Consider the following 18,380-nt stretch of genomic DNA (forward strand, 5'->3'; position numbering starts at 1 on the left):
GCGCGGAGACGTCAGCGAGCACCCGACTGGTGTCGGTGTGCCTGGAATACCAGCTGTGGGGCTCGATCGTCGCGCAAGCAGAACCACAGCCGGTCGAGCCATGCACCGCCGCGCGAACCGGATACCGGCTGGCCGATGCGGAGGCGTTGCTGGTGGCCGCGATGCAGCAGAGCCCGACGACAGCCCCACGGCCTCAGGGCTGAAGTCGAGAATGATGGCCTTAGACCACACCGTCGACGAGGCCAACTACGGCTCCACCAGTTTCCGCGAGTTCCTGGGCCAGCTGGAGCATCGGGTCCGACCGGTTGGCCGGTCCGGCGGCGACATCACCTTGACCCCGAACCCGCCGAGCGACCACTCGGCGAGTTCTGCCGCGAAATGAACGCCGGCACCGTGTCGTGGCAGCTCGGCCCCGAAGTGGCGTGTCGGTGGGAATCGTCAGCCACGAGTTGGGCAATCCGGCGGCACGGCCGACGACGTCACGTGTGTCGCGTGTATGAGTGGGTGGAGCAGGGTTTGTTCTCCAGTGAGAACCGGGCGTTCGGCCAGGCGCGGCGGGTTTCATCAGGATTTCATCGGCCAATGACAGTCTGTCGGTGCGTATCCTTTCGACTACCCTGAGTACCTGTCGCCGCTGAGGGGAAGGCTGACCGTGAAATCGATTCGCCGCCGAAGTACCAGACCGTGCCGGACCACGGTGATCGTCGTGTCGTTGCTGATCGGGCTCGCCAGCCCCGCGACGGAGGCGATCGCCCACGAATCGTCGTCCGCCGTGGATCTGGAATGCAGCCCGAAACCGGGCGAGATGCGGTCAGACTGCCAAAAGATCCCTGGCGGGTTCACCAAAGCGGAGGCCGATAGGGCCGAGCGCATGCAGGCCGCACTCGCGACACAATCAACCTCGACCGCGCCCGGATGCCAGGTGTACTGGCCCGCGCCGTACGAGGTGTGCGGCGCGATCCGGGACAAGTACAACGCCCTCGGTGGGCCGAGCAGCTTCCTGCTGTGGCCCACGAGCAACGAACTGGGAAACCCTGATGGGGTGGGGAAGCGCTCCACCTTCCAGAACGGGCCGATCTATTGGTCTCCGGAAGGCGGCGCGCATCCGGTGGTCAACCATTTCTTCGCCGCGTGGCAGCGCAACGACTGGGAAAGGGGGCCGCTCGGCTACCCGACAAGCGACGAGATCGTCAATCCCGACCCTGTCGCACCGATCGGGCGCAGGCAGTACTTCCAGGGCGGCACGATCTACTGGCGGCTCAACGAGGCGTACTACGTCACAGGTGCGATCCGAGACAAGTGGGGTGAAACCGGCTGGGAACAGGGCCGGCTTGGCTACCCCGCCAGCGACGAGGTCAAGCTGCCCGACGGGCAGGGCCGGATGAACCGGTTCGAGAAGGGCGATTCGGTCATCTACTGGTCACCGTCCACCGGCGCGTGGCCTGTCACAGGCTCGATCCTGGCCAGATGGGCACGGGACGGCTACGAGAAAAGCCCGGCAGGCTATCCCGTCGCAGATGAGACGAGCGCCGACGGCGGGATCACGGTCGATCAGCGGTTCCAGCACGGAACGCTGTCCGGGCCCGGTCCCAAGACACATGAACTCGCCAACCTGAGTGTCTACATGACGCCGAACGAGGTCCTCGCGGCGGCGCAGCGCATTGCCCAAACCGGGGCCGCGACGGTCGCCGACTTCATCGAGAACGCACTCGACGAGGCGCGGCGGTCGATGGTGTTCCCCGCGGGCGACCCGAGCCCCGGCGAGGAGATGCTTCTTCCCACCCCAAGGGGGGTCGGCGACATCTTCTTCTCGGAGGCCGCGACGGCCAGGGTGGCACATGGGCACAACGGGATCTTCGTGTCGCTCACGCATTCGGTTGAGGCCCTCAACCCTGAGAAGGGGGTGCGGGAGGTAGACAACACGGCCGACGGCGGCAGGAAGATGCGCAGTCCGCAGATGATGTGGGTCAATACGTCCGCCGGTGTGCGTACGAAAGCGGTCGAGTTCGCGCGAAGCAGGGTCGGTTTTCCGTACAACAAGAACTTCCTGGCCAACAAGGACATCAATGGCAGCGATGGCGGGAACACCGTTGGGTACAACTGTTCGTCCCTGGTCTGGGCGTCGTTCAAATGGGCGTCGGTCAACGCCCCCGACTGGGGTCGCGAAATTGATCTCGACGGGGACGGCGGCTGGGGTGTCTACCCCCGGGACATCCTGAAATCCACCTGGGTCACCAAATACCCATGACGTCGACGACTCCCGCACCGATCACCCTCGGATGGAACAGGGCTCAATGAAGCGGTTTTCCCGCGGCCGGTGGCTGGTTGCGGCAGCGGCCGGCTGCACGATGACGCTCGCTTGCTCGGCACCCACTCCCCACGGCGGTGATGCTCCACTCACGGTCCTGCCCGGCGATGCCGTGGGGATGGTGTCGGTGGGACCGATAGAGCCCCCCATCGTCCCCGACCAAGACCGGACCACAGTCTTCGCCTTCGACGTGACCGGGGCGATGCTGGGCAAGGTCCAGGGTGGAGCGATCTACGACAACCAGGTCCTGGCGACTGTGGGAACGATGGTCACGGCGTCGTCGGACTCGGTCACCAAACTGTCGGCTTCGGGGAAAACGAGCGCAGCAGTCGACGAGGACATGGTGCAGGCCGCCGCGATCGATCGTCCTACGGGGCGCGCGTCGGTGTGGTTCAACAGCGGATCGGTTGTGGGAGGGTCGTCCAGCAGGTTCGTGTCCTTCGGCACGGAAGACTCGGTGAGCGCCGGAACGGTTCCGGGGATGGTGCTCGCCGTAGGGTACTGCGCTGAGCGGCTGTTCGTGATCGCCGAGAGCCGGGACGAGGCGACCGGAGACGACCGGCCGTACGGCAGTGTCCTGTACGAGGTGTCCTCCACAGGCGGGCTGACTCGGCGGCTTGCCTGGACCTACCCCAACGGTCTGCGGCCGGCGACGAGGACCCTTCACTGCGCGCTCGACGGGACGACCCTGACGGCGCTGTACGCCTCCCAAGAAGCGCGGTCGAACGAATCCGGCGAACCCGGGCTGACCCTCGTCCGGATCGGCATCGCCGATGGCGCACGAACCGAAACACAACTCGATATGAAGGGCTACACCTGGCGGATGGCGCGCGGCACACTCACCCGAGTCCACGATCGACTGTTCTGGTCCACCATCCACGGCGACATCCTTTCCGTGCCCGCGGACGGTTCCGCGAAAGTCGCTCGCCACTGGCAGCTGCCATCAACACACCTGCGGACGAGTATTGACCTGACGCCGTCGACGGTCGCGCAAATCGACTTCCGGGACACACCCACGTACTCCACCTTCGATCTCGCCACCGGAAAGAAACTGCTCGGTCCGATCAGCCTGCTGTGGCTGGGAAAGCAGGTGGACTCGGCCACGGAAAGCCAGAAGACCACGTACACGATCACGGATATCGCGGTCGTGAGGGAATGAACGCCCAATCGATTGGTGTGCCCTCAGCTGACTCGACTATGAAGGCTCACCGAGACTCCGCCATCCGCCGCCACCATCGAAGCACTCTTCGAGGACATCCACCTGCAACCACGTCACCGCAAGCCGCATCACCAGTGAAACGCTGTTCTCCATCTGGCCGGACGTCGACGAGGTCGCCGACGTCCGGGCCCGCGCCATGGACCACGGGCGGCGGCTCATCTCCGACACCCCAAGACGAGACCAGGGCGACCACGCACTACCGGCGAGACAGCCACCTGCTCGGCGACCGCGACGGCTGGACCCGGACCACGACACAATCCCACCGGTGAGATCACCGCCCAGCGACCACGATCACCGACACTTGCCCGCGGCGTCCAGAACGACATCGACGAGCCGGTCAGCGGCGTCCGGCCGCCCCAGCTCGCGCGCCCGATCAGCCATCGCGTGGCGCCGCTGCGGATCGGCCAGCAGCGGCGCCACCGCGTCCCGCAGGTCCGCCGCAGTGACCTCGGTGCCGAGCAGCGCGGCCGCGGCGCCCTGGTCGGCGAGATGCCGCGCGTTGTGGGCCTGCTCGCCACCCGCCGAGGACGCCAACGGGATGAACACCGCCGCCGTGCCCAGCGCGGTCACCTCGGCGATGGTCCCCGCCCCGCTCCGCGAAATGATCACATCGGCCAGTGCGAACACATCAGGCAGCTCCGCGCCGACGAAATCGATCGGCAGATACCGGGCAGCGAGATCCGCGGGCAACCTGGCCGCACGCTCCCGCTGCGCCTCCACGGCGGCTGTTCCGCACTGGTGCACGACGTTGGCCCGCTCCAGCAGCCACGGCAGAATCGCCGAGACGAGCTCGTTGATCTGCCTGGCGCCCTGCGCGCCGCCGGTGACATACACCGTGGGCAGCTTCCGATCGAAGGTCTGAACGCCGAGCGCCTTCACGGCCCGTTCGGCGTCCCCCTCGAGCACCTCCGCGCGCACCGGGTTTCCCGTCGCGACAGCGCGCTTCCGCGTGGCGGGCGACAGCAGCGGCAGGGTCGATTCCGACGACACCGCCACCCTGGCCGCCACCCGGGCCAGCACCCGGTTCGCCAAGCCCAGCCGCAACGTCTGCTCGTGAATGACCAGCGGACGGCCACACCTTGGCAGCCATCCCCACGGGCACGGCGACGTAGCCACCGGTCGCCAGCACGACATCGGGACGGAAACGCGCCACGGCCGACCGCGCCTGTACCACGCCGAGCGGCACCCGGGCCATGTCGGTCAGATTGGCCCGCGACAGCATCTTCAGCGGGTTGCGCGCACGGCGGATTTTCCCGGTGGCGACCGCCTGAAACGGAATCCCCTGATCGGTGGTGACGCGGGCCTCCAAGCCGGCCGCGTTTCCCACCCACAACACCTCGACGGTCCTGCCCTGATCCGCCAAGCGGGCCTGCAGTGTGCGGATAGTGGTCAGCGCGGGATAGGTATGCCCGCCCGTCCCGCCGCCCGTGACCAGCAACCGGAACGCCCGCTGCTCCGGCTGTTGATGGTGCTGGGTGCCGGCCTGTGCGGCGTTGTGCTTGTTCATCGTCAAACCCGCTGTTTCTCGCCCTGTCGGGAAGGGGCGACCGTGATCCGGCGTGAACGCCAGCTTCCGCGCGAGATTCTTCCACAAGCACGGATGGCGGTTGAGCGCCACTCACGCTACGTCGAGCATCGGCGGCGATACCGTCCACTATGGACCCAGCAAGGATTGGAGGGTGAGGCTCGGCTGTGGGCGCGCGGGCATCGGCGTAGATGCCGCTGGCTCACGCAGACCTGCTACCAGAAAGTATGACAGGGTTGTATGGGCGATCTGGCAGATGGGAAATGTGGTTCGTGACGATCGCAGAGCAGACAGCGTCGGCTTTTCTGTTGCAACGCAGGCAGATGCGGTGGGTGATCGGGCTTGCCTGGCACCACCGCCTGGAAATCACCTTGCAGGCCGGTGGCCATCAGGAACCGGGGGAGAGCATCGGCGAGACGGCGGTGCGCGAAGTGCGCGAAGAGGCCGGGGTGCGGTGCAGGCTCCTGCCGCTGTCACTGCCGGCCCGGTTTCCACACCACACGATCGCGGGCCCGTGGTGGATCGCCGAGGTCCCGGCCGGGCCCGATAACCACACCGGTGTACCCCACGTCCATCGTGATCACGTGTACGTTGCCGAACCGGACGGCGAATATTCCGACGACGCAGAGTCCGCCGTGCAGTGGTTCAACGCGGAGGAGCTCGCGCACGCAGACGGAGTTTCGGACGACTCGCGGATCCAGGGTATCGAGATCCTCACGATCCTGCAGCGCCACGCAGAGCAGGACACCGACTGAGCCCCACGAAACTCCGGTTTCGCGATAGACGAAGACCGGAATGAACAGTCCTGAGTGGAACGCTCTCGGCGAGCACCGCCCCGCAGTCAGGTTTCCCTGTGGCCAGGACCGCGGGATCGTGACGGGACAAGTTTGTTTCCGTCGCCGCTTCGAATATACGAAGCCATGGGATAGCCGGGTCTGGTTTGTGGGTACTATTCTGTGGTTCGATATCTCATTCTGGAGGGACGTGGCGTGGCTCAGCAAGTATCGGTAAGTCTTGTCGATGACCTTGATGGCACGGAAGCGGACGAGACCGTGGAGTTCGGTCTCGATGGCGTGATGTACCACATTGATCTGTCCGCGGAGAACGCGGAAGAACTTCGTGACATCTTCGAACAGTATGTCGAACACGGTCGCCGAGCTGGGGGACGCAAGCGTAAGGCCGTTGCGGCCACGGCTACGGCTGCGTTGTCGGTGGTATCCAAGGCACCGACGGCGGCCGACCGCGAGCAGAACCAGGCCATTCGTGCCTGGGCTCGCGAGAACGGGTACGACGTGTCCGATCGTGGACGGATCCCGTCCGAGGTTGTCGAGGCGTACCATAAGAAGAAGTAACTGCTGGTGCGGTGACCGGCCGTCGAAGGGGAAACGGGTCGGGTTCCCCTTCGACGGCGTTTCCGGATGTTCATGTCCAGGTAGACCGGTCGGCTTCTCCGATGGCGATGCACCATCGCTGTACTACTCGTCCCGGGCGGTCGTTGTCGACTGTAACCGCGCTCGTTGTGTCGGTGGCCCTGTTCGCGAACCAGTCCGTCTACACCGGGCCGGTGCCGAGGGTGTTGCCGTGGGTGGGCGACAGCACGTTCCTCGTCGGCTTCGCCGTCGCGGGCGTTGGCTACTGGGCGCTCACCCGGAGGGCGCCGCGCCGATCGGCCCGGGAGTCCGGGCCGATCGGCGGGTGAGGCCGGTTACGGGAAGTACGGGTTGTCGTAGCCGTACTCCTTGCAAGAGTCCACCCCCGGCCGGATGTCCGTGCACACCCGCAGCGTGGGACCGTAGATGCCGTTGGTGTCAGATCCCGCGATGCCCTTCCAGGTAATGGTTTTGCCGCAGCCCTCGTTGTTGTCGCGCCGCTTGCCCTGCCACTCGCTCGTCCACCCCTTGTTGATGATGAAGTAGAAGTAGACGGGGTTCCCGTCGCACTTCGCGTCCTTCAACGTGATGTCGGCCTTGAAGCTGCCCCGGCCGGTCCACGTCAGTGTCCCGCTGAAGCTCGCACCGCCGTCCGGCGACTTCCCGGAGATGGATTTCGACTGGTCCGCCGCCGCGGATCCCGCGCCGACGAACGCCAGCGCGAGCACCATGAACGCCGACACAAGACATGCGACAAGCCTCGAACGAACTCTCATGACAATCCCCTCATGATCTGCCGGCCGGGAGAACGGGCCGCGCTTGATCATCAAATTACCAATGTCGAGTACCGTTTTCTGTCAGGTGAACACCCGACAGCAATGGTGGAGGACGGAAGACGGATGCGTATTCGCTGGGCAGGAGCCAGGCCCCTACGATCCTGGGAGCGCTTTCATTCTGCTTTCATGCCATGAAAACCAGGGCAACGTGGCTTTGAGCCCAACGCCCGCGCTGCCTTCGCGCAGTCAGCAGGCCGCCGGTTCGCGGCCGTGCGCCTGCCTGCGTCACGGACCGCAATGATGTTGGCGCCGCTGCGGCTGGCTCCCGCGTTGTTGTGGTCCGATCCCGCGGCCGGGCAGCCCCGACCGCGGGTGACGCCGACGGGCCACGCGCGCGCATCACGGCGCGCGCTGCGAACGTACGTCGTGCCGGGCCGCGGCATCACGCGCGGCCCGGCACGGATGAGGCCACTCGTCTTCGTCTTCGTCTTCGTCGTCGTGGTCCTCGTTGCGGTCGGCGGCGGCCTGAGCCCGCTCATCGAATCCGCTGGTCGCGGTCGGAGATGCCGGGTCGCGGTCCGCGGCCGCGGAGATCCGGTCGGCGGACTCCTTGTCCATCGGGGTTTCCTTGCCCATCACGATTCACCTCCCTCCCGGATCCGGGCGCGCGAGGTCGCGGCAGGGAGCCACGCGGTGCGCGCAGGGCAGGACACAGCGAGAGACGGAGAAGATCATCGGGACCCGCCCGCCGGACGCGGGACCGTCCTCCCACACCAGTGCCCGCCTGATCAGGGCACGGCGTGCGCCACCCACGGAACGGCCGCGGGTGCGCTCACGCCCCCAGCTCCGCATGCCGGGGCGCTACGCATCCATCGTGAAAAAGCCCAGATCGAGGACTCCCGGCCGTCACCCCGGGCCTGCCCTTCCCGCACGGACAACCTCTACCGGCGAGCGGGCCTTGTCCCCGCCGGCACCGTGCTCGACCGCCAACTCGCGGCCACGTCCCAATCCTTCGCCCCACGCTGCAGCCCGTCTAGCACCGGACCGGGTGACCCTGGCCGGGCACTCGTGACGACCCGAGGTTCCGGTGCGCTCGCGAGGCCAGGTGACCTCGGGCTTTGACGGGAGCCTGGCCACGCGCATGCAAACCCGCAGAAGCGCGAACCCCGGAGTCCCACGACAACGCGGGATCTCCGGGGTCGCTTCCAACCGCTGGCTCAGACCGTCGGTGAGAGCCGCAGCCTAACGCCTGAGCAGATCTCGGTCCTCCTACCAGGCGAGCTCGACCCGCACCGGTTCTGACCAGCGTTGCGCGCCCGTGGCGGCTGCGCGGTCAGGTTGCTGTTGCCGGGCACTTCACCGGACCCGCTGCCTGCCCGGCGCGCTGTGCCATGAACGCGGCGCGCGCCTACAGGCAAAGACCCGGGCCGTCCGCGCATGCCAGCATGTCCGGTGCGTTCGCTGTGTGTTGTTCGATGGCGTCGAGTTCCCGGGACAGGCCTGCCAAGCCATCGTCGTCGAGCTGGAACGTCTTGGTCTTCGGAGCCTCGTGGTCGGCGCATCCGCCTCCGCTGCGGCCGGCCATTTCCACGGAGATCTCGAAATCCCGCAGAAGGCCGTCTTTGTCGATGGTTCGCGCACACACGAGCAGGGTGGTCGGCGCGATGCCGTACACATCGTCGCGCTCGCCCCCGATCAGCGAGGCCGGTCGCTCGAATCACATCTGCGCAATGGCCCAGTCCGGCGGTTGCTCGACCCAGCCGGCGCGGCCCTCCAATAGAGTTCGGAGCGCAGCTACCGGGTGCGGCCCTTCCGGCGAATCGATGTACTCGAGCCGCCGCGGCCCGAGAGAACGCTCTTGCTTTCCCGTCGGCAGCGGCTGCTGCACGATCACTGGAGCAGTTTGCCCACGTCGTTGCTTCTTCAGCCTGTGTCCTTTGCCCATGAAGCGAAGACGACCGGACGCCGTCCCCTCTGTCGAGCAGACACGCGGCCTCAGTCACCCGACCCGGACCGCAATCTCAGCCCTTCGGGTCCGACGTACGCACACGTGGTGATCGCTACCTGTCATCGGCATCGTCGCCGCGCCGCTGGAACTCTCTGCTCGAGCCAGCGTCGGGCCTGTGGCACGTGGCGACGGCACTTCGTTCACGACCAGGTCAAATCGGAGACCGGGATTCGTGCTCAGTCGGAGCTTGGCATGTCGGTGCCGCCGGACGTGCCGGTTCGGGCGTCGAGCCGTTTCCGGTCCCGGTAGTGTGCCGGTACTGATGCGCCGCCTGCGAGATGACTCTGGGGGTACGTGATGAGCATGGATGATGCCGCCCGTGTGGCCGCGTCGGTGGACAAGGTCTCGGTGGGGCGGGTGTATGACTACCTGCTGGGCGGGTCGCACAACTTTGCCGTCGATCAGGCGTTCGCCGAGCAGCAGCTCGCGGTGCTGCCGGAGATCCGGGATTTCGCCCGTGCGAATCGGGCGTTCCTCGGCCGGGCTGTCCGTTTCATGGTCGGGCACGGGGTCAGGCAGTTCGTGGACATTGGCTCCGGATTGCCGACGCAGGGCAATGTGCACGAGGTCGCCGATGAGGTGGCACCGGGTGAATGCCGGGTGGTCTACATCGACAACGAGCCGATTGCCCGGGCGCACGCGCAGATCCTGCTGGAGCAGACCGCGGACCCGAACCGGCATGCCGCGCTGGACGCCGATTTCTTCGACCGGCGTCTGCTGTGGGATCGGGTGCTCGACACGGGCCTGATCGACCGGACGCAGCCGATCGGGCTGCTGCTGGTGGCCCTGTTGCATTTCATGCCCGACGAGCAGAATCCGCACGCCGCGCTCGGGTTCCACCGCGCGATGCTGCCGCCGGGCAGTTTCCTGGCGGTGTCGCATATTCATGTCGCGCCGGAGGATGTCGAGACGCAGAACGCGGGCAAGAAGGTGGCGCAGGAATACGGGCGCCGGACCAACCACACGGCGATCATGCGGTCGCGTGAGCAGATCGCCGAGTTCTTCGGAGACTTGGAGCTGGTCGAGCCCGGCCTGGTGTGGCTACCTCAATGGCACCCCGACATCGCGGGCGCCGGCAAGGACGCCGCCCGGTCACGCGGCCTGGCCGGCGTGGCACGCACCCGCTGATCGGTCTGGCCTTCTGCCTCTAGCCGGTCGAGTCGCCGGTGCGGTCCTCGAGCAGCGGGGACGTCGGTGACGACCCGCTTACTACACCTTGCGTGGCGTCGATGCTGGCGTAGCTGGGATACGCCGCGGCGATGTCGGCTTCGGTGAGGTGCTCCAGCCCGATCGTCTGGCGCCGTGTGTTCAACCTGGCCGGGTCCTCGAGCGGGTAGAGGCGGCATCCTCTGCCGGGGAAGCACAGGGACTGGGTGCCCCAGCGCTGTGGTTGCCGCGTGTCCGTGGCGACGCGGTCGGCGAGGTAGGCGTGGTCGCGTACCGCGACATCGTCGTCCGAGTCGACGGCCGCGGCGAGCAGCGGGAGCCAGCGCGCCCGCTGCTCCGCGGGCGCGTGCTGGGCGATCAGCCACGCCGCGTGCGCGGCCGCCGAGCCCGCCAACCCCGCGCCAGGCCAGCCGACACGCTCGATCACCGAGGCCAGGAACGCCGTGTTGCGCGCGTCGACCTCACGTACCCGTTGCCACTGCAGCCCCGTCGGATGACTGGGGTCGAGCTCCTGGCGTGCGTCTTGGTCGGTCTCGGCGCGATGCAGTAGTTCCTGACGAAGGATCTCCAGATCATCGGTTTCGTCGCTGTCACTCATATTGCACGCTCCAGCCCAGCGGTCGGCAGTTCTGCTTCGACGATCAAGGTTCCCAGCTTCCCCTGGTCTGGCGCGGTCACGACGTGGGCATGAATGGTGCTGAAGCCGTTGCCGTGCAACATCTCCGCCCACATCCCGGGCTCGTAGGACCACCGGTACACCCACTGTGGCTCGGCGCTGAACGGCACGACTCCAGCAGCTGGACAACGCTGGCGCCGGGCAAGAGCTCACGTGATTCCCACGTCAGGGACGCCGACGGGTACTGGGTCGCCCGAGGCTGCATCGCCGAGCAGGGGTGGTACGAATACAAGGGGCCACGGTGGGTGAAGGTCAGCAACGTGCCGCTTGGCTCGGAGTGGCATGTGAAGTACCGCTGCTGAACAGAGGCAGGTGTGCGCGGCGGCCAGCAGGACATCGTCGCCGGGCCGCCGCCACCATGACGCGTGGCCGGTGAGTTGTTCGCTGATGAACGCGGCAGTCGTCCGCGCACGTAGCCTTTCGTCCCTGAACAAGGACTGCCCGTGCCGAGGGTGGTTGTGCTCGGCGGGCGGGGCGGCGCCCGCAGCATCGTCGTCGGAAGACCGTCCACATTGCGGCGGATCTCGACGCCGGCGTGTGATGGTGATGCTCAGAAGAGCAGGTGGGTGCAGCCCTGCGGGCGGACGCCGAGGTCGTATTCGCCGGGATTGGCCGCGCGGATCGCGTCCCAGAACGGTCGGGCGGCGGCTTTCTCCGGTGTGATCGCCCAGCGGTAGCCGGGCAGGTTGCGGCGGAGCCGGTCCAGGACGCGTCTGCCGATCCCGTGCCGCTGCGCATCGTCGACTAGTTCGAGCTCGCCGACCAGGGCGGTCCGGCAGGCGTGGCAGACCTGGTAGTCGATCGTGCCGATCTCGACCCCGCCGCGGTAGATCCGGTGGGCGTGGAAGGTGGCTGTCTCGCCGTCGTGCCGGAGCTGAGACGGGCTGAGCCAGACCTCGTCGCCGAGGTCGATACCGCGCGCGGCCGGGAACGCGGGCCAGGTGGCCTTGTCCACGCACTCCAGCGTCCACACACCTGGCCAGACTGTCCACTCAGGACACAATCGGGCGATCCGGCGAACAGGCAGCGGAAAGCCTTGCCGCGATCACGATCCGGCTCCACGACCTCGGACTCCGGCGACGTTTCCACGGTCTCGTGTGAGGGACGACCTTCACTGGATCGCCGGGCTCACGCCGCCGCGACGCTCCACGACCAGGCCGTGCGCAGCGCGACGATCAATGCTTCGTCGTCGGCGAAGGTCGGCTCCCCGTTCCCCACGGGCAGCCACGCCTTCCCAACAACGCGGTCACCGTGGTGGCGGACGAGCGCGATGCCGGAATAGCTGAGCGTCTCCGCCCGTCCGTCGACGCCGTCGATTGTCACCGTCGCGCTCGCCCAGCGCAGCTGAACCCTTCGGTCAGGCCCCATCCAGCCACACCTCCTGTGCTTGTCGTCCCGGTGATGTCGTATTTCATCCCGCGCATGTAACAGGCCACCCCCGGCGCCCTGCGCGGAACCCGCAGTGACGACCCCGGGTGAGCTACGAAATCCGGCGCGACTGGGCCGTCCGGGCTACCTTGGCTGGACGAGCGAAGGCCCCTTGGAACGGCCACCGGATCGGCTCGTGGGAGGCATCGGGGATGCGCGCTCGAGGGACAGCCACGTGATGGCCGTACTCCGGCCGCCGGTGCCACTGCCGCAGGCACAGTCGACGCGGGAGGTACCGGTCTCTCGTCCTCAGCGCGCGTGGGTCTACCAGCCAAAATCGGACTTCTGTACATGGTTTGGACTGTTGGGTTGGCGAGCGGCGCAACGCGTTGCCGCGGACTCTGCCACCAGGATTCGAGCCAGGGTCAGCAGCGGCGCAATGCCAGCGCCATCGCTGCGTTAGTTAGCCATTCTGCAGACATCGTCCCAGTTTGTCGTTAACCGAAGTGGGCGTTCGCCGAAGGAATCGCCAGCAAGATGATGACCAGCAGTGAGCCCACTGTTGCCAGCACCAGGCGTAGTGCGATCACGTAGCGGTACCAGGCGGGGACGGTGGTCACCGCGGCGTTGACGAACGCCGCGACTTCCAGGTTTCGCAGTGTCGGATCATCGGACTTGGCGAAGGCTGACGTGATGAAGCGCGTGACGAACACTTCGCCCGGCATGATGACGCATCCGAGGATGAGAACGATCGGCTGGAAGATCCACGACAGGAGCTGACCCGCCCCGTTTCCGGCAAGGTTGAGCGAGGCCAGCGTCGCGATGCACAGACCGATCGCGACCGCGACCACGACGCTGGCGCGGCTGGTCCCGAAGTTGACCCCGCGCTCGGCCAGGAGTGTGGCCGGGAAGCCTTGCCTCACCACCTCGGTCTCGGCGGCCCGCTGGGCGCGGGGACCATGGAGAGCGCCGACGACGGGGATGACCACGAAGGTCGCTGCCAGCGCGAGCTGCAGTGTCGATGCGGCAACGACGGCGAACGGCGCCATTGGAGTTCCCTTTCGTTGGACTTGCACACTGTTCGAGTTCAACCGTAGGGAGCACTCGAACAGTGTGCAAGTGTGTTCTCGAACACCGTGCGAGTCGTGGCCTATCCTGAGCAGATGCCGCGCGAAACCTTGACCAGGGAACAGATCGTCCGAGCCGCAGTCGAACTGCTGGACGCGGACGGAGTCGAAGGCCTGAGCATGCGGCAGCTGGGTAGCCGGCTCGGCTCGGCCGCGACCTCGGTCTACTGGCACGTCCAGAGCAAGGACGATCTCGTCGTGCTCGCCGCCGACACGGTATGGGGTGAACTCGAACTGCCTGACCTGGACGCTGACTGGCGGACCGCCGCCACTGCGATGGCCAACAGTATGTACACGATGATCCTGCGGCACCCCTGGCTGGTGCCTGCCATGAGCACCCACTTTGTTTATGGCCCAGGCAAAGCGCGTCACGACGACCACCTGCTCGCGATCTACGAAGCCGCTGGGTTCACGGGACGAGACGCGGAACAGGCGATGAAGGTCGTGTTCACCTTCGTGCTGGGCACCGCTCTCGGCGCGGCGTCCGAGATTGCGTGGAAAGCACGACTAGGCCGCGCTGCCGGTGACGAGGACGACCAGGCCAGGGCCACACGGATGACCGAGATCGCGATGCAGTTCCCGCGGCTGCGCGCCCTCAGCGAGGGATGGACCGACGACGACCCGGCCACCACCTCCGGCCGCGAACTTGAATTCGGCCTCCAGACGATCCTGGATGGCCTGCAAGCCCGACTCCCTGCCCGGTCATAGACACGCCGCCCAGCGTCAGACCAGTCGCCGCCCCGTGCGGCCGCTCCGATTCAGTGTTACGGAGAGGTTTAGCTTGTCGTTAGCCCTAATCCGGTCGCCTCTGATGGTCGGGCTCGCTGGCCGACTCAGCCCGCCGGACCGCTGAGGGTAGCGGCGGCACCACGAGCAGGCCGGTGGCCGAGCCGGTTCGTGCGTCGTCGCGCTGCCGCGTGAGCACCCGGTTCTCGGCTTGGAGCTGGTTGTTCTCCAGTCGTAGGACTTGGATGGCGCGCAGCAGGGTGTGCGTGGTGGCCCGCCATTCGTCGCGCTCATGGCACATCTCGGTGTGGCGGGCTTTCAGGAAGTGGAGCTCAGTGCTGAGCTGATCGTTGCTGCCGTGGAGTTCGGTCTCGAGCGGGGTTGTCGGTGTGGCGCGTCTGTGGATGGCCGCCCGCAGGCAGCGGTCCACAGAGATTCAGCTGCACGAGAGTGCTAGAGCTGCGGACGCCGCTGAACTCGACTCGCGTGAGCAGCGGCTGACGGACCTCTACGTCCAAGCGGTGGAACAGATCGGGTCTGACAAGGCACCGGTCCGACTCGGCGGGCTCTACGCACTCGAACGGCTGGCGCGGGATGACGTCGGTCGCCGCGCGGTTGTGATCAACGTGCTCTGTTCCTACCTGCGGATGCCCTGTGCGACACGAAGTCGCACTAATCGAGTGAGCTATTTGTTTGGAGGTCCGGTTATGCCGGGTGGATAACTCCGGGTAAGTGTTCGATGCCCGTCCCCGCTCTGGCGTGCGCCGCAGATCCTGTCTGCTGGGGTGCGAAGCCCAGGGAAGAAGCCCAAGGGCCCCGATCCATCCGGGGAGCACCGGGCGAGGGGAAGGCCGGGCGGGTGAACGTGAGTGAATCCCTGATGATGCCCCGTGACGGAGAACCTGGGTGGATGGAAGCACCACCGGGTGGCAGAGCCTAGCCGCTGGAAGAGGCGGCGAGCGGCAGCCGGGGAAAGGCAGTCGGCTGTGTGAACACCGCTGGCTCCGGGGTTAAAGGGGCACCCAATCCGGCCGTATCTCGATGGTGTGGAACGTGGAAATCCCGATGGAGTCCGGACATTTCGTCCGGTAGGCCGACCGCAAGGGGGGCGTAAATCTCCAGCGGGGGCAGGATGCCCAAGAAGCTAATGCCGGTGGCCGAAAGGCGACAGGAAGGCTTTCCATGCGCTAGCCGCCACTCCAAGGCGGTCATGGGAAGAGAACTGGCCGGATACCAGCCTGAAGGTTGGACCCGAAAGGGTGCTGACGTGGGCAGGTGAGCCTTTGAAGACTGAGGCTGACAGACGACCCGAACCGAGGGACAAGTTGGACACCGAAAAGGTGAACGGACCCGAAGGCGCATCCGAATGGGACGCCATAGTCTGGCGCGCACACGAGGAGAACGTAGGGCGGCTCAGGCGGAGGATCTTCAAGGCGGCGCGGGAAGAGGACTGGGCCACCGTCCGGTCCTTGCAGAAGATGATGCTGCGGTCGTGGTCGAACACGCTGGTGAGTGTGCGACAGGTGACGCAGCACAACGTGGGACGCCGGACGGCGGGGATCGACGGCGAGGTCGCGCTGACCTCGTCTGAGCGGATGAGGGTGGCCCGGCGGGTTCACACCAACCGGGGCACCTGGATCCCTCAGCCCGTCCGGCGAGTTTATGTGCCCAAATCCAATGGGCGACGGCGTCCGCTGGGTATTCCGGTGATCGTGGACCGGTGCCACCAGGCACGGGTGCGCAACGCGCTGGAACCCGAATGGGAAGCTCGGTTCGAACCGAAATCCTACGGATTTCGGCCAGGTCGGAGCTGCGCGGACGCGATCGGCGCTCTTCATGTCACCCTCAGAGGTGCCAACAGGCGCGTGTGGGTCCTGGATGCCGATCTATCAGCGGCATTCGACAAGATCGCCCACGAACACCTGCTGGCCACGCTCGGGACGTTCCCCGCCAGGGAGATGATCCGGGAGTGGCTGAGAGCCGGGGTGATCGAGGACGAGTTGTTCTCGCCCACCGAGGAGGGAACTCCGCAAGGTGGAGTGATCAGCCCTTTGCTGATGAATGTCGCCTTACATGGGCTGGAAACGGCCGCGGGGGTCCGTTATTACGAGTCCGTCACATGGATGGGCAAGACAAAGCGGACCTCGCCGGTCTTGGTCAGATACGCAGATGACCTGGTTGTATGCTGCCACAGTCAGCAGCAGGCTCAACAGGTCAAGGACGACCTCGCACGATGGCTAGCCCCGAGGGGGCTGACCTTCAACGAGGATAAAACCAGGATCGTCCACCTCACCGAAGGATTCGATTTCCTGGGGTTCAACGTCCGCCGTTACCCCAACGGCAAACTGCTGATCAAGCCAAGCCCGGAGGCCGTCAGGCGAATCCGGAAACGGCTCGCGGCCGAAACTCGCGCACTACGCGGGAGTAACGCAGCGTTGGTTATCACCAGACTCAACCCCATCATCCGGGGCTGGGCCGCCTACTACCGGGGAGTGGTGTCCAGCAAGACATTCGACTCGCTGGATAGCTACGCGTGGAAGCTGCTCTACAAATGGGCGAAGCGCGGCCACTCTAACAAGTCGAAGAGATGGGTCATCCGCCGCTACTTCGGCAAGTTCAACAGGTTCAGGAACGACCGCTGGGTGTTCGGGGCTCGTGACACGCTAGATCGGAACGGGCGACCGATCCACCTGACTAAATTTTCCTGGACAAAAATCGTCCGGCACCAAGTGGTCACGGGACGGGCATCTCCGGATGACCCCGATCTGATTGACTACTGGAGATCCCGCAGACGGCGAGTCAAACCGCCACTGGACAGCTACAACCTGAACCTGCTCTCAAGGCAGAAGGGACGCTGCCCCCTCTGCGGAGATCATCTGCTGACGGAGGAACAGCCGCCGGAGTCTCCACGCGAGTGGGAGAAATGGTGGCTGGGCACCGCGCGCAGAGCCATCGCCGCCGAATACCTGGTCCACCAGGGAAACGGTCGGCAGGACGGCGAAAGAACACGCCTGGTCCACAAATCCTGCAACCAACGGCTACACGCCCGACAACGCAGGGAAAACCCACGAATACCCGCAACGCCCTCGCGGCTTGCTTGAGCCGGATGCGGTGCCAAGCCGCACGTCCGGTTCTGAGGGGGCCGGGGCGCAGCAATGCGTCCCGGCTACCCGACATCTCGTCCCGGAGCAACTCAAGAACGGACGATACCGGCTTCCTGCTGCTTCCGATGTGCGACAGCATGAGGAGTGGCAGGTCCGGATCACCGTCCAGCACCTTCTCGCCAGCCTGCTTCGGGATCAACCGTACGACCTGGATCTCCGTGGAGCTACCCTGATTGAGTTCGACCTCAGGGAATGCGCGATCGGCAAGGCACTCTTTCACGACGCCCAGTTCATCTCCACTCCGAAGTTCATGGGCGCGACGTTCCATGACGAGGTGTGGTTTTTCGACACGTCGTTCGATATCGTCGCGCGGCTGGAAGGTGCGACCTTCCTCGATCGGGCCATCTTCACCCGCTGCGTGTTCTATAAACTTTGCCTGCAGGACGCCACCTTCGCGGGCGGTGCGTCCTTCATTCAGTCGAAGTTCGCAGGCAAGGCGGACATGTCACAGGCGACGTTCAAGTCAGGCATCGAGTTCGAAGACTGCGTGCTCGATATGGACCGCTACGCGGCTGAAGCGATGCGGGAGCGCGGCTGGGAATCGCCCGAGATCGATCTCACCGGCGCCGTGGCGGATGTGCCATCGCTCGGTACACCGGTGGAGTTGCCGTCTGGCTGGCAACTCCAGGGATCGAGCATCATTCGCGCGGCGACGCTTGAGCCGAAGCCATCCAGTGCACGACGGTGAATGAGACGCCGCATCGTCGATGAGCAAACGAGGCCTGCTTCAGGGAACCAGTCGCCACGGGGCGTGCCCCGTTACCATCCCGCGTTCATCGAAGCCCAGTTGAAGACGCTCCTCTCGGCACGTGCACGCTCTCTCAAACGCCGGACCTGCGGCATGAGCGGACATTCGCTATTGATCGAGCCCGCTGTCAAACGACGACCAGATCGGGACGCGGCTGTTCAGTCACTGCGGACAAGGCCCGGCGCATCACGGGAGTGA

The 18,380-nt window shown here is 65.9% G+C and carries 21 protein-coding genes and 1 pseudogene; 11 read left to right on the top strand and 11 right to left on the bottom strand.

All coding sequences use genetic code 11. The features are described from left to right. Positions 1 to 29: 29 nt before the first annotated feature. The 4 genes from AC069I_RS17290 (at position 30) to AC069I_RS17305 (ending at position 3,467) form a co-directional block, all read left to right on the top strand. Positions 30 to 203, top strand: coding sequence for a hypothetical protein (locus AC069I_RS17290; RefSeq protein WP_478265816.1), 174 nt, complete (start codon positions 30 to 32; stop codon positions 201 to 203). A gap of 8 nt (positions 204 to 211) precedes the next feature. Next, the gene (locus AC069I_RS17295; RefSeq protein WP_478265817.1) at positions 212 to 382 is read left to right on the top strand and encodes a hypothetical protein; all 171 of its coding nucleotides are present in this window, start codon (positions 212 to 214) and stop codon (positions 380 to 382) included. Between the two features lie 324 nt (positions 383 to 706). Next, positions 707 to 2,248: a hypothetical protein gene (locus AC069I_RS17300; RefSeq protein WP_478265818.1), complete on the top strand. Its 1,542-nt coding sequence runs from the start codon at positions 707 to 709 to the stop codon at positions 2,246 to 2,248. A gap of 187 nt (positions 2,249 to 2,435) precedes the next feature. Beyond that, complete coding sequence (locus AC069I_RS17305; RefSeq protein WP_478265819.1) at positions 2,436 to 3,467, top strand: hypothetical protein; 1,032 nt, start codon at positions 2,436 to 2,438, stop codon at positions 3,465 to 3,467. 36 nt (positions 3,468 to 3,503) lie between these two features. On the opposite strand, the gene AC069I_RS17310 is transcribed toward AC069I_RS17305, so the two are convergent. From AC069I_RS17310 to AC069I_RS17320, 3 genes and pseudogenes are all read right to left on the bottom strand, one after another. After that, complete coding sequence (locus AC069I_RS17310; RefSeq protein ID WP_478265820.1) at positions 3,504 to 3,686, bottom strand: hypothetical protein; 183 nt, start codon at positions 3,684 to 3,686, stop codon at positions 3,504 to 3,506. A gap of 132 nt (positions 3,687 to 3,818) precedes the next feature. Beyond that, entirely contained in the window at positions 3,819 to 4,571 is a 753-nt protein-coding gene (locus AC069I_RS17315) for a UDP-N-acetylglucosamine--N-acetylmuramyl-(pentapeptide) pyrophosphoryl-undecaprenol N-acetylglucosamine transferase (RefSeq protein ID WP_478265821.1), read from the bottom strand. Between the two features lie 94 nt (positions 4,572 to 4,665). Continuing rightward, positions 4,666 to 5,034, bottom strand: a pseudogene (locus AC069I_RS17320) (glycosyltransferase); the annotation flags it as partial. A 290-nt stretch (positions 5,035 to 5,324) separates the two neighbouring features. Here AC069I_RS17320 and AC069I_RS17325 point away from each other — a divergent pair. The 3 genes from AC069I_RS17325 to AC069I_RS17335 all read left to right on the top strand — a co-directional run bounded on the left by AC069I_RS17325 (position 5,325) and on the right by AC069I_RS17335 (position 6,751). Further along, positions 5,325 to 5,807 carry an NUDIX domain-containing protein gene (locus AC069I_RS17325; RefSeq protein ID WP_478265822.1) on the top strand — a complete coding sequence of 161 codons (483 nt, stop codon included), beginning with the start codon at positions 5,325 to 5,327 and terminating at the stop codon, positions 5,805 to 5,807. Between the two features lie 234 nt (positions 5,808 to 6,041). Then, positions 6,042 to 6,404, top strand: a complete 363-nt coding sequence (locus tag AC069I_RS17330; protein ID WP_478265823.1) for a histone-like nucleoid-structuring protein Lsr2 — start codon at positions 6,042 to 6,044, stop codon at positions 6,402 to 6,404. Between the two features lie 173 nt (positions 6,405 to 6,577). Continuing rightward, positions 6,578 to 6,751 carry a hypothetical protein gene (locus AC069I_RS17335; RefSeq protein ID WP_478265824.1) on the top strand — a complete coding sequence of 58 codons (174 nt, stop codon included), beginning with the start codon at positions 6,578 to 6,580 and terminating at the stop codon, positions 6,749 to 6,751. 6 nt (positions 6,752 to 6,757) lie between these two features. On the opposite strand, the gene AC069I_RS17340 is transcribed toward AC069I_RS17335, so the two are convergent. From AC069I_RS17340 to AC069I_RS17350, 3 genes are all read right to left on the bottom strand, one after another. Continuing rightward, positions 6,758 to 7,198: a hypothetical protein gene (locus AC069I_RS17340; protein ID WP_478265825.1), complete on the bottom strand. Its 441-nt coding sequence runs from the start codon at positions 7,196 to 7,198 to the stop codon at positions 6,758 to 6,760. A gap of 399 nt (positions 7,199 to 7,597) precedes the next feature. Next, entirely contained in the window at positions 7,598 to 7,834 is a 237-nt protein-coding gene (locus AC069I_RS17345) for a hypothetical protein (protein ID WP_478265826.1), read from the bottom strand. Positions 7,835 to 8,606: 772 nt separating this feature from the next. After that, on the bottom strand, positions 8,607 to 8,873 hold the full coding sequence (locus tag AC069I_RS17350) for a hypothetical protein (protein ID WP_478265827.1): 267 nt from the start codon (positions 8,871 to 8,873) through the stop codon (positions 8,607 to 8,609). Positions 8,874 to 9,509: 636 nt separating this feature from the next. Here AC069I_RS17350 and AC069I_RS17355 point away from each other — a divergent pair. Next, the gene (locus tag AC069I_RS17355; protein ID WP_478265843.1) at positions 9,510 to 10,334 is read left to right on the top strand and encodes an SAM-dependent methyltransferase; all 825 of its coding nucleotides are present in this window, start codon (positions 9,510 to 9,512) and stop codon (positions 10,332 to 10,334) included. A 19-nt stretch (positions 10,335 to 10,353) separates the two neighbouring features. Here the strand turns inward: AC069I_RS17355 and AC069I_RS17360 are convergent, their stop codons facing one another. From AC069I_RS17360 to AC069I_RS17375, 4 genes are all read right to left on the bottom strand, one after another. Further along, a complete protein-coding gene (locus tag AC069I_RS17360; protein WP_478265828.1) occupies positions 10,354 to 10,971 on the bottom strand; it encodes a DUF6624 domain-containing protein in 618 nt (205 codons plus the stop codon). Positions 10,972 to 11,599: 628 nt separating this feature from the next. After that, positions 11,600 to 12,004 carry a hypothetical protein gene (locus AC069I_RS17365; RefSeq protein ID WP_478265829.1) on the bottom strand — a complete coding sequence of 135 codons (405 nt, stop codon included), beginning with the start codon at positions 12,002 to 12,004 and terminating at the stop codon, positions 11,600 to 11,602. Between the two features lie 173 nt (positions 12,005 to 12,177). Further along, positions 12,178 to 12,417 (bottom strand): hypothetical protein, encoded by a 240-nt coding sequence (locus AC069I_RS17370; protein WP_478265830.1) that lies wholly within the window; start codon positions 12,415 to 12,417, stop codon positions 12,178 to 12,180. A 497-nt stretch (positions 12,418 to 12,914) separates the two neighbouring features. Then, positions 12,915 to 13,466 (bottom strand): hypothetical protein, encoded by a 552-nt coding sequence (locus AC069I_RS17375; RefSeq protein WP_478265831.1) that lies wholly within the window; start codon positions 13,464 to 13,466, stop codon positions 12,915 to 12,917. Positions 13,467 to 13,562: 96 nt separating this feature from the next. On the opposite strand from AC069I_RS17375, the gene AC069I_RS17380 reads away from it, so the two are divergent. Continuing rightward, on the top strand, positions 13,563 to 14,252 hold the full coding sequence (locus AC069I_RS17380; protein WP_478265832.1) for a TetR/AcrR family transcriptional regulator: 690 nt from the start codon (positions 13,563 to 13,565) through the stop codon (positions 14,250 to 14,252). An 85-nt stretch (positions 14,253 to 14,337) separates the two neighbouring features. On the opposite strand, the gene AC069I_RS17385 is transcribed toward AC069I_RS17380, so the two are convergent. Next, positions 14,338 to 14,700, bottom strand: coding sequence for a hypothetical protein (locus AC069I_RS17385; RefSeq protein ID WP_478265833.1), 363 nt, complete (start codon positions 14,698 to 14,700; stop codon positions 14,338 to 14,340). Positions 14,701 to 15,595: 895 nt separating this feature from the next. Here AC069I_RS17385 and ltrA point away from each other — a divergent pair. Both ltrA and AC069I_RS17395 read left to right on the top strand, forming a co-directional pair. Continuing rightward, positions 15,596 to 17,371 carry a group II intron reverse transcriptase/maturase gene (ltrA, locus tag AC069I_RS17390; protein WP_478265834.1) on the top strand — a complete coding sequence of 592 codons (1,776 nt, stop codon included), beginning with the start codon at positions 15,596 to 15,598 and terminating at the stop codon, positions 17,369 to 17,371. Positions 17,372 to 17,501: 130 nt separating this feature from the next. Continuing rightward, on the top strand, positions 17,502 to 18,122 hold the full coding sequence (locus tag AC069I_RS17395; protein WP_478265835.1) for a pentapeptide repeat-containing protein: 621 nt from the start codon (positions 17,502 to 17,504) through the stop codon (positions 18,120 to 18,122). Positions 18,123 to 18,380: the final 258 nt, after the last annotated feature.

Source organism: Amycolatopsis sp. NPDC043885 (genome assembly GCF_056435685.1).